The organism is Vibrio sp. 10N.222.55.A1 (assembly GCF_041473835.1).
Taxonomy (GTDB): domain Bacteria; phylum Pseudomonadota; class Gammaproteobacteria; order Enterobacterales; family Vibrionaceae; genus Vibrio; species Vibrio crassostreae_C.
On record NZ_JBFRSX010000034.1, the window covers coordinates 95,640 to 113,037 of the forward strand.

Annotated in this window: 11 protein-coding genes; 7 read left to right on the forward strand and 4 right to left on the reverse strand. The window is 45.9% G+C overall.

Going from position 1 to position 17,398, the window contains the following annotated elements:
• Positions 1-115: 115 nt before the first annotated feature.
• Positions 116-841: a DNA/RNA nuclease SfsA gene (gene sfsA / locus AB4493_RS11050; RefSeq protein WP_017066814.1), complete on the reverse strand. Its 726-nt coding sequence runs from the start codon at positions 839-841 to the stop codon at positions 116-118.
• A 34-nt stretch (positions 842-875) separates the two neighbouring features.
• Between sfsA and hrpB the strand changes: the two genes are divergently transcribed.
• From hrpB to acnB, 4 genes are all read left to right on the forward strand, one after another.
• Positions 876-3,374, forward strand: a complete 2,499-nt coding sequence (hrpB, locus tag AB4493_RS11055; RefSeq protein WP_372154975.1) for an ATP-dependent helicase HrpB — start codon at positions 876-878, stop codon at positions 3,372-3,374.
• Positions 3,371-5,770, forward strand: coding sequence for a penicillin-binding protein 1B (gene mrcB / locus AB4493_RS11060; protein WP_372137592.1), 2,400 nt, complete (start codon positions 3,371-3,373; stop codon positions 5,768-5,770). The genes hrpB and mrcB overlap by 4 nt, the downstream gene beginning before the upstream one ends.
• 38 nt (positions 5,771-5,808) lie before the next feature.
• Positions 5,809-8,142 (forward strand): patatin-like phospholipase family protein, encoded by a 2,334-nt coding sequence (locus AB4493_RS11065; RefSeq protein ID WP_372154976.1) that lies wholly within the window; start codon positions 5,809-5,811, stop codon positions 8,140-8,142.
• A 272-nt stretch (positions 8,143-8,414) separates the two neighbouring features.
• Complete coding sequence (acnB, locus tag AB4493_RS11070; protein WP_017059425.1) at positions 8,415-11,003, forward strand: bifunctional aconitate hydratase 2/2-methylisocitrate dehydratase; 2,589 nt, start codon at positions 8,415-8,417, stop codon at positions 11,001-11,003.
• Positions 11,004-11,104: 101 nt separating this feature from the next.
• On the opposite strand, the gene AB4493_RS11075 is transcribed toward acnB, so the two are convergent.
• The 3 genes from AB4493_RS11075 to AB4493_RS11085 all read right to left on the reverse strand — a co-directional run bounded on the left by AB4493_RS11075 (position 11,105) and on the right by AB4493_RS11085 (position 14,802).
• Positions 11,105-12,238 carry a glycerate kinase gene (locus AB4493_RS11075; protein WP_102394604.1) on the reverse strand — a complete coding sequence of 378 codons (1,134 nt, stop codon included), beginning with the start codon at positions 12,236-12,238 and terminating at the stop codon, positions 11,105-11,107.
• A 16-nt stretch (positions 12,239-12,254) separates the two neighbouring features.
• Complete coding sequence (locus AB4493_RS11080; RefSeq protein ID WP_017059423.1) at positions 12,255-13,520, reverse strand: GntP family permease; 1,266 nt, start codon at positions 13,518-13,520, stop codon at positions 12,255-12,257.
• A gap of 127 nt (positions 13,521-13,647) precedes the next feature.
• The gene (locus AB4493_RS11085; protein WP_017066809.1) at positions 13,648-14,802 is read right to left on the reverse strand and encodes a sugar diacid recognition domain-containing protein; all 1,155 of its coding nucleotides are present in this window, start codon (positions 14,800-14,802) and stop codon (positions 13,648-13,650) included.
• Positions 14,803-14,933: 131 nt separating this feature from the next.
• Between AB4493_RS11085 and AB4493_RS11090 the strand changes: the two genes are divergently transcribed.
• From AB4493_RS11090 to AB4493_RS11100, 3 genes are all read left to right on the forward strand, one after another.
• A complete protein-coding gene (locus tag AB4493_RS11090) occupies positions 14,934-15,302 on the forward strand; it encodes a YacL family protein (RefSeq protein WP_019824378.1) in 369 nt (122 codons plus the stop codon).
• Positions 15,303-15,540: 238 nt separating this feature from the next.
• Positions 15,541-15,879 (forward strand): P-II family nitrogen regulator, encoded by a 339-nt coding sequence (glnK, locus tag AB4493_RS11095; protein WP_004738200.1) that lies wholly within the window; start codon positions 15,541-15,543, stop codon positions 15,877-15,879.
• Between the two features lie 27 nt (positions 15,880-15,906).
• The gene (locus tag AB4493_RS11100; protein ID WP_017059420.1) at positions 15,907-17,136 is read left to right on the forward strand and encodes an ammonium transporter; all 1,230 of its coding nucleotides are present in this window, start codon (positions 15,907-15,909) and stop codon (positions 17,134-17,136) included.
• The last annotated feature ends 262 nt before the right edge of the window (positions 17,137-17,398 follow it).

Below are 17,398 nucleotides of genomic sequence, written 5' to 3' on the forward strand. Positions count from 1 at the left end.
CTAGTCAACTGCAAAGCAGCTAATTTTAAGGCGGGTATCTATAGCAGAAAGAACGAATGGTGGCAAATACTCTTATTCAAACTTGCAATCAATGTGATTAGTTCAGCATCTTTGCTTAGCTATTGATAAATTCAACAGCTTGTTTTAGTTGTATTTGAGTACTGCTGAGCTCTGCTTTATAGCAAAGCACTTCAACTCCAGCGTCTTGTGCTTGTTTTAGTAATAACGAATATTTGGCGTCTATATGGTGTGCCGCAGACACTTTTTCAATACCTGAATGTAAAACAGTGAATAAAAGTACGGCTCTATTTCCAGATTCGACCATTTCTGTGAGTTCACGCAGATGTTTTTGGCCTCTGGTTGTGACCGCATCAGGGAAAAAACCTTGCCCTTTAGTTGACGTTTCTTGCTCGTCGAGCAAAGTGACGCTTTTCACTTCGATATAGCAAGGCGGCTTTTCGTTATCTTCAAGCAGAATATCAATGCGACTATTCTCACTGCCATATTTCACTTCGGTTCGTAACGCGTTATAACCTAAGAGTTCAACTATAGTCCCATTTTCAATTGCTTCCACTGCTAGCTGGTTTGCCCGCGCAGTATTTACACAAATACGATGACCTTTGTCTGTTTCTGAGATCTCCCAGCTGTTTGGGTACTTTCTCTTTGCATTATCGGAGGTTGAGTACCACACCGTATTGCCAGGAGTCGCACATCCTGTCATCGCTCCAGTGTTAGCGCAGTGGATAGTGCGCTCGCTACCGTCTGGAAGTTGGATGTCAGTGAGAAAGCGTTTATAGCGTTTAATAAGAGTCGCTGGCTCTAATGGAGGATTGAAGTGCATATTACTTATTTAGACAGGTAGGTTTTTATGTACAATGTTGCCAACATTACACCACAAGGTTCTCCCATTGCCACAACTGCCCATAGAAGCTGTGATGCCAGATCTGCTCGCTGGCGTAGAAACACACACTCAACTTATTCTAAAGGCCGCTCCCGGTGCGGGTAAGTCAACATTCTTCCCTTTACAGTTAGTTAAGACCAACGCCGTTCAAGGCAAAATCATCATGCTTGAACCGAGGCGTTTGGCTGCAAGGAATATTGCTACTTACTTAGCGAGCCAATTGGGAGAAAAGGTGGGAGAGAGCATTGGCTTTAGAGTTCGTGGTGAATCTAAAAGCAGCAGTGCGACTCGCTTAGAGATTGTTACTGAAGGGATCATGACAAGAATGATCCAAACCGACCCTGAATTAACTGGGGTTGATATGGTGATCTTTGATGAATTTCACGAGCGCAGTATTCACGCCGATACCGCATTGGCGTTTAGCTTAGAGATCCAAGAGGCGTTGCGTGACGATCTGAAAGTGGTAGTGATGTCGGCAACTTTAGATCAACAAGCTCTGCAAACTTTGCTGCCGAATGCCAAATACGTTGAATCACAAGGTCGCACCTTTCCGGTCGATTTCCGTTATCAGCCTCTTAACGCAAATGAATATCTAGCCCCTAAAATGGCTAACGTGATTCGCTCTCTGATGGAGAAAGAGTCAGGCTCACTTCTGGCCTTTTTGCCGGGCGTTTCTGCGATTAAGCAGGTGGAATCTCAACTAGAACAATTCGCCAATGATATCGATGTGTGTCCTCTGTATGGGCAACTCAGCTTTTCTCAACAGCAGAAAGCGATCGCGCCATCAGAGAAAGGGCGTCGAAAGGTGGTGTTAGCGACCAATATTGCTGAGACTTCTTTGACGATTGAAGGTATTCGATTGGTGGTTGATTCTGGGCTTGAACGTGTGGCGAAGTTCGATCTGAAAACCGGTATTACTAAGCTTGAGCAAGTGAAAATCTCGCAATCTTCAGCTGAACAACGAGCGGGCCGTGCGGGACGAATTGAAGAGGGCTTGTGCGTTCGTTTGTACAGCGAAACGCAGCTGATGCAGCAACCAGCTATACCAGAACCTGAAATTCTTCATTCTGATTTGTCTTCGCTGGTGTCTGAATTGACGCAATGGGGCGCTGCGAGTGCTGATGAACTGCAATGGTTAGACGTTCCACCCAAAGCTTCTATCGGGCAAGCCAAGCAACTCTTACAGACTCTTGAATTGTTAGACGATAATGGTCAATTTACGGCATTAGGAAAACAGGTCCAACGTTTAGGTCTAGAGCCTCGTATTGCCAGCATGTTGGTTAAAGCGCAGCAAGGTAGTCCTGCTCTGTTGAATGTCGCGATTGTTGCTGCTGCTTTGCTGGAAGAGCCGGAGCGCAATGTGACGGATATTCAACACTCTTTGCATCGACTTAAGCAAAGAAAACATTCCAAAAATAGCGTTGTGATGCAGCGAGCGAAAAGTCTCGCGAGCAAACTCAATCATCACTTAGATTTGTCACAAGCTGACGAATCATTGCTACCATTAGTGCTTTGTTTTGCTTTCCCAGACCGGATTGCACAAGTGAGAAGCGCGACCAGCAGTGCTTTCCTTTTGGCGAATGGCCACGGTGCTGAGGTTCGTGATGATGATCCACTGGCGAACAATAACTATATCGTAGTGATTGATTTGATGCGCAGCACAGGGCGAGCCAGTCAGATTTTCTTAGCCACCGCGGTTGATATCGCACAGTTAGAAGCTGAATTTCCAAAACTGTTTGTGCGTTCCGATTACGCCGATTGGGATGAGAAACGTGGCCGTTTAGTTGCTGAGCAGCGTGTATCTCTGGGCAAGTTGATTATCAGCACCAAAGCTTTACCTGATCCCGATGCGAATCAGGCGAGCCAAGCGCTGCTCAATTATGTCGCTCGATGTGGGTTGGATCGCTTAAATTGGACAGCTTCGGCTAAGCAGTTGGTTGAGCGTGTGCGCTGTGCAGCACTTTGGATGCCTGAGCATGATTGGCCAGCGATGGACGATGCGAGTTTGATTGAACACCTTGATGAGTGGCTATCTCCCTATCTGAATGGCATTAAGTCGGCAAAAGGGCTGGCTAGTGTTTCGATTGAGCAAGCATTGTCGGCTTATCTTGGCTGGCCTTTGAATCAAGAAATCGACCAATGGCTGCCAACACACTATCTGATGCCAACAGGCAGCAAGAAGGCCATTCGTTATCAATATCAATCTGAACCAGTGATCTCAGTGCGAATGCAGGAAGTCTTTGGCGAACAAGACTCGCCATTGATCGCGCAAGGGCGTAAAAAAGTAGTGCTTGAGCTACTTTCTCCAGCACAGCGACCACTGCAAATTACTCAAGATTTAGCCGGCTTTTGGGCTGGTGCGTACAAAGAAGTACAAAAAGAGATGAAGGGCCGTTACCCAAAACATCCTTGGCCGGATGACCCTGCTAACCATGTAGCAACCACTAAAACCAAACGACAGTTGAATCGATGATGACCAAAATGTTAACGCCAAAAAAGGCACCACCTAAAAAAGCGCCAGCAAAGAAGTCACCAGCGACCAAAGCCAAGCCAAGAAAACCAAGAGCGGCTGCGAAAAAGACCAAACCTAAGGCTAAGAAATCTGGCAAAAGAGGTTGGTTGAAGATCCTATGGGGCATTTCTTGGAAAGCGGGCTTAGCGCTTGCGGCATTGCTGTTGTTCGTCGGTATTTATCTTGATTCTGTGGTCAAACAGCGCTTTGAAGGTCAGCTGTTTGATTTGCCAACCGTGGTTTATGCGCGAGTGCTAGACCTGTCTCCGGGAACTCCGGTGAGTTTGGTTCAGGTTAAGAATGAGCTCGATGTACTTAATTACCGTAAGGTGAACGCGCCTCGTCACCCAGGCGAATACTCTTCTTCTTCGACCAAGATTGAAATGATTCGTCGTCCGTTCGAGTTTGTTGATGGACCGGAAGCGGATCGTCATGTGATGCTGCACTTCAATGGTAACGAATTAACTCGCATTCAGTCGCTGGAGAAGAAAGGCGACATGGGCTACCTGCGTGTTGAACCGAAAATGCTTGGCATGCTTGAGAAAAGTAACGATGAGCAGCGCCTGTTCTTAAAACGCAATCAGTTCCCAGAAGTGATGGTTGATGCCTTACTGGCAACCGAAGACCGAAACTTCTATCAACACGATGGTGTGTCGCCACTGGCCATCGCTCGTGCAATGGTCGTTAACGTCAAAGCTGGGCGAACGGTACAAGGTGGTAGTACGCTGACACAACAGTTGGCAAAAAACCTGTTCCTGTCCAGTGAACGTACATTGTGGCGTAAGGTTCGTGAAGCCTACATTGCACTTATCTTAGACCATCGTTACAGCAAAGACCGTATCCTAGAGGCTTACTTAAATGAGGTTTATCTTGGACAGAATGGTGGGCAAGCGATTCATGGCTTCGGTTTAGCGTCTCGTTTGTATTTTGGTCAACCTATTCAAGAGCTGCGCATCGATCAGCTAGCACTGCTGGTGGGTATGGTGAAAGGACCGTCGTATTACAATCCGGTTCGCTATCCTGAGCGTGCTAAGACTCGACGCGATCTGGTTCTTCGCTTATTGATGCAACAAGACATCTTAACTCCGCGACAATACGAAGAGGCGGCGAGTCGTGATTTGGATATTCAAGACAACCCACGCATTGCTAGCCGTCAGCCCGCTTATTTCCAACAAGTAAACATTGAGCTTAAGAAGTATGTCGGCGATCGATTTGAGGCGAAAAAAGGGATTCGAGTCTTTACCTCTCTGGATCCGGTATCTCAAGACAAGTTAGAGAAGTCGATTGCTCGTAAGGTGCCTGATTTATCGAAAACCGCAGGTAATAAGCTGGAAGCAGCAGCTATTGCCGTGGATAGAAATACCGGTGAAATCCGGGCGATGGTCGGTGGTAAGCGTACTGGCTACGATGGCTTTAACCGTGCCTTGAACGCGAGTCGCCCAATTGGTTCTTTGGTCAAGCCTGCAATTTACTTAACCGCACTAGAGCAGCCTCAGAAGTACACGTTGGCGACAACATTGAAAGACACGCCACTGAGCTTGAAAGGCAGTAAAGGTAGCGTGTGGAGCCCGAGAAACTTCGATCGTAAGTTCCGTGGCGATGTGCCTTTGTATGTGGCGCTTTCTAAGTCTTACAACGTACCTACTGTTCGTTTAGGCATGCAATTAGGCATTGATAGTGTCTCGGATACGATTGGAAAACTGGGGGTCGATAAAAATGAGATTCGCCCAGTGCCGTCGATGTTTTTGGGTTCGTTCTCACTGACTCCGTTCCAAGTTGCGCAGATGTATCAAACCATTACCAATTCTGGGCGTATAGCACCTTTGTCTGCGCTTCGCTCAGTTGTTGATAACGATGGCGAGGTTCTGTATCAGTCGATCCCTCGTGTATCACAAAGCGTTGACCAGCAAGCCGCTTGGCTTACAACCTATGCAATGAAACGTGGCGTGTCGGAAGGCACGGGCCGTTTCCTACAAGGTCAGTTTGCATGGGCAGGGTTAGCTGGTAAAACTGGCACTAGTAATGACAGCCGAGACAGTTGGTTCGTGGGCGTAGATGGCCGTGAAGTGACGACCATCTGGCTAGGACGTGATGATAATAAGCCGACTAAGCTTACTGGTTCGAGTGGTGCGTTACGTGTTTATGCCGATTATCTCAAACAGAGAACACCCGAGCAGTTATTGCTGCCTTGGCCGACAGGAATTGTCACCGCTAACTTTACTCGAACTTCTCAAGGGGCTTTAGAGTTTGATTGTGATGGTGCAGTTAAACTGCCAGTTTGGGATGAGGGTGGAAACATTAAAAAGGGTTGTGAAAGTCAACCAAAACAGTGGCTAAAGAAGCTTTTTCAGTGGTAAAGTCGTAACAAGAAAGAATGACAAGGACAGTTAACATAATGATTTCTCGTTGGTTAGTGAGTGGCTTAGGCATTGTCGGTACTGTGATCAGTTTTCAGCTGTTTGCATCCACCGCGACACAGGTTGATCAATCTCAGCAGGCTGAACAAGCTCATAAAAGACCAACCGTTGCTGTCGTTCTTGCTGGTGGCGGGGCAAAAGGTGCAGCTCACATTGGTGTGCTTAAAGCTCTAGAAGAGATGCAAATCCCGGTTGATTACATTACCGGTACCAGTATGGGCTCATACGTTGGTGGTCTTTATGCGACAGGGATGAGCGCAGACGAGATCGAGAGCTTTATTTATACGGTTGATTGGAATCGCGGTTATCGTGATCGCGTTAACCGTAGTGATCGCCGCGTACGTGACAAAGAATATGAAGACCGCTACCAACTGAACACCGATCTCGGCTTAGGTTGGGGCGAAATCAAAGCAAGGAAAGGGGTGGTGCAAGGCCAGAATATGTTGCGTATTCTGCGTGAGACCACGGGTAATCTATCCTCATTCGATTCTTTCGACCATCTTGCTATCCCATACCGTTCAGTCGCAACTGACATTATCGAACTTGAAGAGGTGGTCATCGATCATGGCCACCTTGTTGATGCCATGATGGCGAGTATGTCAGTTCCCGGCGCGCTTCCCCCTTATGACCTCGATGGTCGAATGCTGGTTGATGGTGGTGTCACCAATAACATGCCCGTCGACGTAGCCAGAGCGATGGGTGCAGACATCGTCATTGCGGTGGATATCAGTACCAACTACAAAGGCAAAGATGATTTCACGAATTTTCTAGCCGCAGCTGACCAACTCTCTAATTATCTTGTTCAACGCAGCACCCAAGAGCAAGCTGAAACTTTAACAGACGATGATGTCTTCCTGCGCCCAGATGTTGGGGAAATGGAGACGACAGAATTTGATAAAATGCCATCGGCTTTCCTCGCGGGCTATGAAGCCGCAAAGCAGCATACTGATGAACTTTCTAAGCTATCGCTCTCAAATGCCGATTATCAGCATTATATCGAGGACAAACAAAAAGCACGCAGACAGCTAAAACACGGCGATAAGACCGTCGTTGACCGAGTTGTTATCAATAACAATACCCACTATTCCGATAAGCTGATCGAAAACCGTTTAAACCTTGATTCAGGTGAGATTCTGAAGACCAGTGAAATTGAATCTAAAGTACAAGACCTCTATGCGCTAGATAGATTCGAGTTGGTGACTTATGAATTTGACACGGTAGATGGCGAGGAGCAACTGCTGGTCGATGTGAACGAAAAATCTTGGGGGCCAAACTACCTCAACTTTCGATTCTTTCTTGAAGATGATTTCTCTACTACAAGCCAATACTCGCTCGGTGTCTCAGCCAACTTTACTGATATTAATAAGCATGGTGCAGAGCTAAGAACCAATATCGAGATGGGAACGGACAAGCGAATTGAAGCGGAACTTTACTCGCCATTCTTTTCGAGTCAAAAGCTGTTTACTTCGGCATCGGTTGTTTACAGCAAAGAGAACAGAAACCTACCCGCAGATATTGATGATATTGAAGAACCGACACTGGACGTAACGAAAGATTATCTCCCTATGACGTATAGTGAATATGTCGGTGAATTGGCATTAGGCTATCAACCAACCTTGTGGCAGGAGCTGACATTTGGTGTTCGTTATACAGATGGGGATGTTGAGGTTTCTTCGTTACCTTCATTGGGCAGTGGTGGCTACAAGCGTATTGGTGGCTTCATGGGTTACCGACTGGATACTTTGGATAATTTCAGCTTACCGACCAAGGGTTACTTTGTCGATTTAGAGTACCTCGTTTCTCATGATGATTTTGATAATGACAGCTCTCTTGGTGAATCGGATTTAACGTCTGAGAGTGATACGGTTTATGAGTTTTCGGCCAATTTCATGGCAGCAAAGAGTATTGAGAAGCATACTTTAGTCGCAAAGCTGGATTACGGTATTGTAGAGAGCAAAAATTCGATTTTCCCTATTGATCCCAAAGAGCTTGGTGGCTTCTTAAACCTGTCAGGTATTCCAAGGAATAGTATGATTGGTCAGAACTTGGCTTACACCAGCCTTATTTATCGTTATAAGTGGTTTGAAAATGACTTCGGCCTTTTTAAATCACCATTCTACGTGGGCGCATCCATTGAGCATGGTGGTGTTTGGTCGAACAATGATTTGAGTATTGATGAAGCGCCAATGTACACCGCGGGTTCTGTTTTCGCGGGTGTTGATTCTCCAATCGGGCCGATCATTTTAGCTTATGGCCGAACCGAAGATAATTTCGATTCGGTGTATCTGATTGTAGGTACGTCCTACAAATAATCATGCGCAGAGTCGCCATTTAAGTGCGTAATTAGGCAAAAATAGTGGGACTTTCGTCTTAACTTGCTATGTTGGTCAAAATGATAAGATTTTAATTTAACGTTAAATTTGCTATTCTACCGCCCACAGTTTGGCCTCTATGACGCCGCTCATCAATACAAATTGAATGACAAAAATGGCAATGGAGAGCCAAGTTTCCAAGGATGTTCACTTCTTTATTTTACTAACAATTATGAAGGGAAGAAGTGAACCGCAATGAGAGGAAAAAAGTCGTGCTTGAAGCCTACCGTAAACACGTCGAAGAACGTGCTGCCGAAGGAGTTGTTCCAAAACCACTAGATGCTGAGCAGGTAGCTGGCCTAGTTGAACTTCTGAAGAATCCACCTCAAGGTGAAGAAGAAATCATTCTTGACCTACTAGAAAATCGCATTCCACCGGGTGTAGATGAAGCTGCTTACGTAAAAGCTGGCTTCCTTACGGCTATCACTAAAGGTGAAGTAGCTTCGCCACTAGTAAGCAAAGCAAAAGCTGCAGAACTGCTTGGTACCATGCAAGGCGGTTACAACATCGAATCTCTAGTATCTCTACTAGACGATGCTGAGCTTGCTCCAATCGCTGTTAAAGCGCTATCTCATACTCTACTGATGTTCGATGCGTTCTATGACGTAGAAGAGAAAGCGAAAGCTGGCAATGCTGCTGCACAACAAGTACTTCAATCTTGGGCTGATGCTGAATGGTTTACAGCGAAAGATAAAGTAGCAGAAAAAATCACAGTAAAAGTATTTAAAGTCACTGGTGAAACGAACACCGATGACCTATCTCCAGCGCCTGATGCATGGTCACGTCCTGACATCCCAGTACACGCGAAAGCGATGCTGAAGATGGAACGTGATGGCATTACTCCTGATGAACAGGGTAGCGTTGGTCCAATCAAACAAATTGAAGAAATGCAAAAAGATGGCATTCCACTGGCTTACGTTGGTGATGTTGTTGGTACAGGTTCTTCACGTAAATCGGCAACAAACTCAGTACTTTGGTTCATGGGTGAAGATATCCCATTCGTACCAAACAAGCGTACTGGCGGTGTTTGTCTTGGTGGTAAAATTGCACCAATCTTCTACAACACAATGGAAGATTCAGGCGCACTACCCATTGAACTGAACGTACAAGACATGAACATGGGCGATATCATTGATATCTACCCGTACGAAGGTGTTGTTCACAAGAACGGTTCTGTGATCTCAAACTTTGAGCTAAGCAAAGTACTTCTTGATGAAGTGCGTGCTGGTGGCCGTATTCCACTGATCATCGGTCGTGGTCTAACGGGTCGTGCTCGTGACGCTCTAGGTCTAGCTGAAACGGATCTGTTTGCTAAACCAATCGATCCATCTGCATCTGATAAAGGCTACACGCTAGCTCAGAAGATGGTTGGTAAAGCATGTGGCGTTGAAGGTGTTCGTGCTGGTCAGTACTGTGAACCTAAAATGACGACAGTCGGTTCTCAAGATACGACCGGTCCTATGACTCGTGATGAGCTTAAAGATCTGGCGTGTCTTGGTTTCTCTGCAGACCTTGTAATGCAGTCTTTCTGTCACACATCGGCATACCCTAAACCAGTCGATGTAAACACTCACCATACGCTACCTGATTTCATCATGAATCGTGCGGGTGTTTCACTTCGTCCGGGTGATGGCGTTATCCACTCATGGCTAAACCGTATGCTTCTTCCTGATACTGTAGGTACAGGTGGTGACTCGCATACTCGTTTCCCTCTAGGTATTTCATTCCCTGCGGGTTCTGGCTTGGTAGCATTTGCTGCAGCAACAGGCGTTATGCCTCTTGATATGCCTGAATCTATCTTGGTTCGCTTTAAAGGTGAAATGCAACCGGGTATCACGCTACGTGACCTAGTACATGCCATTCCTCTTTACGGCATCAAGCAAGGCCTACTAACGGTAGAGAAAGCCGGTAAGATCAACGAATTCTCTGGTCGTGTACTAGAAATTGAAGGTGTTGAGCACTTATCTGTTGAGCAAGCATTTGAGCTTTCTGATGCATCTGCTGAGCGTTCTGCTGCAGGTTGTACCGTTAAGCTTTCTGAAGAGTCTATCTCTGAGTACTTGAACTCGAACATCGTGATGCTGAAGTGGATGATCGCTGAAGGTTACGGTGATGTTCGTACGATTGAGCGTCGTATTACAGCAATGGAAGAGTGGCTAGCTAACCCTGAGTTGCTGTCTGCTGATTCAGATGCGGAATACGCGCACGTTATCGAGATTGACCTTGCTGATATCGATCAACCAATCCTATGTGCACCAAACGATCCAGATGATGCTCGTCTTCTATCTGACGTTCAAGGCACAGAGATTCAAGAAGTGTTCATCGGTTCTTGTATGACCAACATCGGCCACTTCCGTGCCGCTGGTAAGATGCTAGAAGAGTTTAACGGCTCGCTAAATACTCGCCTATGGGTGGCTCCGCCAACGAAGATGGATAAAGACCAACTGACAGAAGAAGGCTACTACGGCATCTTCGGTCGTGCTGGGGTACGTATCGAAACTCCTGGCTGTTCACTATGTATGGGTAACCAAGCTCGTGTTGCTGATGCTTCGACGGTTATGTCGACGTCAACGCGTAACTTCCCGAACCGCTTAGGTAATGGCGCGAACGTTTATCTGGCTTCTGCTGAGCTTTCTGCTGTTGGCGCGATTCTAGGTCGCATCCCAACGAAAGAAGAGTACTTAGAGTACGCTGAGAAGATTAATGCAACCGCTGCTGATACATACCGTTACCTGAACTTCCATAAAATGGGTCAGTACACGGAAAAAGCAGACACGGTTATCTTCCAAGAGCCTGCGTAACGTCTGATTTTGTTGTAAATATAATTAAGGCCGCTGTGAATAGCGGCCTTAATTGCTTTTAGCATACAGCGAAAATTGCTTTTAGCTTACAGAGAGCTCGATTAGTGCTTAATCGTATACATTGCTGCAACATTGCGAGCAGTAAGTTCAATATTTTCAGCCGCTTCAGCCAAAGCTGTCGGCAAGTCTACTGAACGGTTCACTACCGCAAATACCGCGTCGATACCATGCTCATGAACCACACCACAATCACTGGCTAGACAGCCGGCAATACCGATGACAGGCAGTTTATGTTTTTTGGCTGTGCGAGCGACACCAATCGGTGTTTTGCCATGAATGGTTTGGCTATCAATGCGCCCCTCTCCTGTAATCACAAGATCAGCATCTGAGACTATTTCATCTAAATTGACGGCGTCCATTACGATGTTAATACCAGGGCGAAGCTCCGCATTTAACAGGCCAACAAGTGCCGCGCCTAGACCGCCTGCCGCGCCAGCACCAGGGAGATCAATGACATCGACGCCTAACTGGTTTTTCATGATACTGGCATAATGAGCAAGGTTAGCATCTAACAGCTCAACCATTTCTGGTGTTGCGCCTTTTTGCGGACCGAATACCTGTGATGCCCCTTTTGGTCCGCATAATGGATTATCGACATCACAAGCGACCTCTAAGCGTACGTTTTGTAGGCGTGGGTCGAGGTTGGTGAGATCAATGGTTGTCAGTTTTGACAGTTCACCACCACCAAACACCAGCTCGTGACCCTCTGCATCTAGCATACGAATGCCTAGCGCTTGAGCCATTCCTAAGCCACCATCATTGGTCGCACTACCACCAATGCCAATAATAATATGCTCAACACCTTTATCTAATACGGCTTTGATCAACTCACCCGTACCATAGGTAGTGGTTTTTAGTGGATTACGTTGTTCTGGAGAGACTAAATCTAGGCCGGAAGCGGCCGCCATTTCAATAATGGCAGTTTTACCGTCACCGAACATACCGTAGAAGCCTTCGACAATTTCACCTAATGGACCAATCACTGGATGTTGGATGATATAGCCATTGGTCGCATCCACCAGAGATTGTACTGTGCCTTCACCACCATCAGCCATTGGTAATTTTACGTATTCGGCGTTTGGTATTAGCTGTTTAAAGCCATCTTCAATCGCTTGAGCAACGCCCATTGCTGATAGGCTTTCTTTATATGAGTCAGGAGCAATTACAATTTTCATTTTGATACCTTTAAACTTAAACAAACAGACCAAATACACCGAAGATCATTACTGAGACGAAGGCGATAACAAGACCGACCGCTGACTCATAAGGGATGAGTTTTAGACGTTCATGAATACTCATATGTACCGCACCACCCGTGGCATGGAAGAAGCTACCATGTGGCATATGGTCAAGTACTGTCGCACCAGAGTGGATCATTGCTGCGCCTGCGAGAGCTGGAACACCTAGCTCAAGAATGGTGCTGGCAAATACATTCGATGCCACTACTGTTCCGGCAGTTGTCGATGCGGTTGATAGTGCCATCAGTGCGCCAGAAAACGGAGCAAGTAAGTAAGAAGGCAGCCCAGACATCGTCAGCACTTCAATCAGATCAGCTTTTAGTCCTGAGTTAGCAATGATGCCTGCAATGGTTCCTGTGCCCAGTAGCATTACAGCAACCGGTGCCATACGTGACAAGCCTGAAACCGCAAAGCTATTGGCTTGTTTGAAGCGACCCATAGCCAGTGCACCCAGCAATCCACCCAAGGGTAATGCAATTAGAGGATCAACATTGATATCAGCGAGTGGTCGCAGCGCGAGTAAGGCAATAGCCACTAACGGTGCAACGATTGAAGAAGAAAAGCTTGGCAGTGAACTTTGATCCGCTTTGACCACTTCACTTTCCGCTACTTTTGAACCTTTATTGACGAGGCGCTTTGCCAAGAAGTAGGCGAAAAGCAGCCCAAATAGACCCGGAATCACGCCTGCAGCCATCACAGAGGTTAACGGAACATTGAACGCATCAGCCGCCGCAATGGCATTTGGGTTAGGCGACATGACATTACCTGCTTTACCGCCGCCCACCATCGCCAAAAGGATCGCGGTTTTAGAAAGGTCTGCGCGGCGAGCAATAGCCAGTGCAATAGGAGAAACCGTGATAACGGCCACATCAACGAAAACGCCAACAGCGGTTAAAATCATGGTCGCAATGGCAAGAGCAAGTAAGGCGCGAGTTTCGCCTACTTTTTTGATGATGGATTCTGCAATCGAGGTAGCCGCCCCTGATTCAATTAGTACGCCGGCCAACACACCAGCGGCGAGAATTCGCATCACTGAAGTGACGATCCCTTGGGCACCACCTATCATTAACTCAACGGTTTCGGTGAGAGAAACGCCGCCAACCACGCCGCCAACCAAAGCACCGATGATCATGCCGTAGGTGGGTGGCACTTTTTTAAGAATGAGCGCGATAGCAACAATCAATGCTGAAAGTGCGCCAAGAGTTGAAACTTCAATCATGTTCTATTTCCCAGATAACGATGTGTCATTTTCGGCAAATATAAAGATATAGGGTTGGTAAGTCTTTGTCATTCTCTACAAATAAGTGCTCAAATCGGTCCTTTTAAATTGTGCAGTTGCACATTTTTTAGCTCGACCAGTGGAATAGATTTATTGCAATGTAGAGTTGAAATAGATCGTCTATATTGTTGATATTTAATGATGTTATTTGGTTTATCTTGTCTGTTCGATAGCGTAGCGTATTGCGATGGATATGTAGTTCGTTACAGGTGAGAGCTGAATCACAGTTCTGCTTTAAATATGTCTTCAAAGTTTTGATCAGTATCCCTTTACTGTCCTGTTGTTGAAGATGTAGGTAAGACTGCTCCAGTTGCTCACGAATCCATGGATCTTGTAACAGGCTACTCATAATGGCCGGCAGTCGATAGTCTTGATAGAAAAACATGTCTCCGGGGCGGTTACCGACACTGCGCATAGTGAGCTCAGCGGTATCATATGAGCGTGCTAAACCAGAAAGTCCGGTAAAGTAATCCCCAAGCGCAATCTTGATTTGAAACTTAGCTTCTTTCTTTATTCTTTTGAGTAGCAATTTCACGCGCTTGGCTTCTGCATCCTTGGACCAGCTGTTCCCTATCAGGGTTATAGGCTTGAGTACCACCACTTCGTTTTGTGAAACAGACAAGATACCGACTAAATTATCGCGCTCGGGATATTCAAGTAAATGTACTAATTGCTGTAAGTTTTCCAATGAAGGCGCAGTGTCTCCTATCGGTAACACCTTGACGATGGCGGCAATCCGCGGTTGTGCAAGGTCGAGATCCAGACGCTGTGCGATGGATTGCAGTTGCATGTCATTAAGCGTGCTACCTCGGATTAATTGCAATACCAATTCTTCACGATGCCTCTTATTCCATTCTACTTGAGACATAAGTACAGCTTGTTCAACAATAAGCTCAGCGGTCATCTTCACCAGCTCACCAAAATGATGAACTTGCTGCAGTGTCCCAGAAACCCCAATCGCCCCAATGACATTATCCTGAAATAGAATCGGTAAATTAACTCCAGGCTTAACCCCTTTTAGGTGTTCGGCAGTGGCTTCGTCAATATTAACGACTCGTGATTCGGTGATGGCAAGTACCGCTCCTTCATGTTTTTGGTATAAGCGAGTAGGATCACTGGATCCAATAATGCGACCTTTATTATCCATCACATTAATCGAGTGTGGGATGATCTTCATGGTTCGTTCGACAATTTGTTTGGCAATCATTTCGTTCAACTGCATAGAGCCCTCCTCTTCATTGACTGTGTAGGTTGGATCGTAACGATAAATTCGTCAATACGCTCGTTTCTGACAAGACAATGGTATACTCAGAAATAGTATCGCTTGAGTATTAATGCAGTATAGGTTGAGTTATGGAGTTTGAATTTACTAGAAACACTCTAATGGGTGAATACTATGTGAAATGCAGCATGGGCCATGAGATTGTTGGCCGTTGGCTTCAAGAAGAGATCGGTAAAGATAAGCAAAAATTAGATCATGTGATGGCGTTGATTGAGCAATCTCGACAGGACTTGAGCAATGAAGTGACGTTGCTTGGCAAGGAGATTAGCCTTGCGATCAATGAAGATGAAGTTACGATTCAAGAAAACGTGTTAGCGCATGAGCAAGAGATGGAAGAGGGCAGTGAATTCGACTTCTATAACTGTGAAAGCCAAGCAAGCTGCGGAATCGATGATTTCGAACTGCTCATCGAACGCTGGATGGATTTTTTAGGTTACTAGCCCTAACACCTATTTGTTAGTCACTCAGAGCTTTGAAGGCTCCGTTGCCCAAAACTGGAGCAACAATAGTGCAACGCATTAAGATAGTGAAAAGGCCGCACCATGTTGGTGCGGCCTTTTTCGTTATTACGACCTTATTATCTTCATCTTATTTAAAATCAATCACTTAACTTTTTGGCACGCTACTTGGATTGTAATAAGAGAATTAACGGATTAAGTAAGAATTTAAGGAACGAATATGAAATTAATAAATGCCATTGTTAAGCCATTCAAATTAGACGATGTACGCGAAGCGCTCTCTGATGTGGGTATTGAAGGTATGACTGTTTCTGAAGTGAAAGGCTTTGGTCGTCAGAAGGGACATACTGAATTGTATCGTGGTGCAGAGTACCAAGTGGATTTCCTACCAAAGGTGAAGCTAGAGATTGCTACCCAAGCTGAGAATGTTGACCGAGTTGTTGAAGCGATTAGCCAAGCGGCACACACCGGAAAAATCGGCGACGGCAAAATTTTTGTGTATGACCTAAGCCAAGCCGTACGAATTCGTACTGGTGAAATGGATGCTGAAGCACTTTAAAGAATTACAAGGACTGGAGACTTTAATATGGAACTTACAACAACAGTAACGGAACTACGTTACGCACTAGACACTTTTTTCTTCCTCATTTCAGGTGCGTTGGTAATGTGGATGGCAGCAGGCTTCGCGATGTTAGAAGCTGGCCTAGTTCGTTCAAAGAACACCACAGAAATTTTAACTAAGAACATCTGTTTGTACGCAATTGCTTGTACTGCTTTCTTAGTGGTTGGTTACAACATCATGTATGTCGACAACGGTGAAGGCGGTTGGTTGCCATCATTTGGTACTCTAATTGGTACACAAGGTGAAGGCGCAGACCACTCTCTAGAATCAGACTTCTTCTTCCAGGTAGTATTCGTTGCAACAGCAATGTCTGTAGTATCTGGTGCGGTTGCTGAGCGTATGAAGCTTTGGTCATTCCTAATCTTCTCTGTAGTACTAACAGCGTTCATTTACCCTGTTGAAGGTTATTGGACTTGGGGCGGTGGTTTCCTATCAGAAGCGGGTTTCAGTGACTTCGCAGGTTCAGGTATCGTACACATGGCTGGTGCAGCAGCAGCGTTAGCTGGTGTTCTACTACTCGGTGCTCGTAAAGGTAAATACGGTAAGAACGGTGAAATCTACCCGATTCCTGGTTCAAACATGCCACTTGCAACGCTAGGTACATTTATCCTTTGGTTCGGTTGGTTCGGTTTCAACGGCGGTTCTCAACTGATGGTTTCGGATTTTGAGAACGCAACAGCAGTAGGTCAAATCTTCCTTAACACCAACGCAGCAGCAGCAGCAGGCGCAATTGCAGCACTACTAGTATGTAAAACAACTTGGGGTAAAGCAGACCTAACAATGATTCTTAACGGCGCGTTAGCTGGCCTAGTAGCAATCACTGCAGACCCTCTATCACCATCACCTCTATTTGCTGTAGCGATTGGTTCGGTATCTGGTGCATTGGTTGTATTCAGCATCATCGCTCTAGACAAAGCTAAGATTGATGATCCAGTAGGTGCTATCTCTGTACACGGTGTATGTGGTTTCTTCGGTCTAATGGCTGTGCCACTAAGCAACGCTGATGCAACGTTTGGTGCTCAGCTAATGGGTGCAGCAGTCATCTTTGCATGGGTATTCGGTGCTAGCCTAGCAGTATGGGCGGTGCTTAAAGCAACAATCGGTATCCGAGTAACGGAAGATGAAGAACTTGAAGGTATGGACATGCACGATTGTGGTGTCGGCGCTTACCCTGAGTTTGTATCAGTAAAATAATCAACAGTCGTCGCCTAATCTGAATGGGTTAGGTTGGACAAAGAAAGCCCCGCAACTCTTGTTGCGGGGCTTTGTTGTATTTACGGTTGCACAATATATAAACACGAACGTTGAAGTTAGGCTCATTGTTTAAGAGGAACGACAAGACACAAAGTTGAAATGGTTTGTTACAAAAGTGAGAGTTTGAATGGTCTGAGTAGACGGATTTTTTGTTGGTCGTCATTGTAATTATGTTAATGATGAATATAATAACGCAACTGAT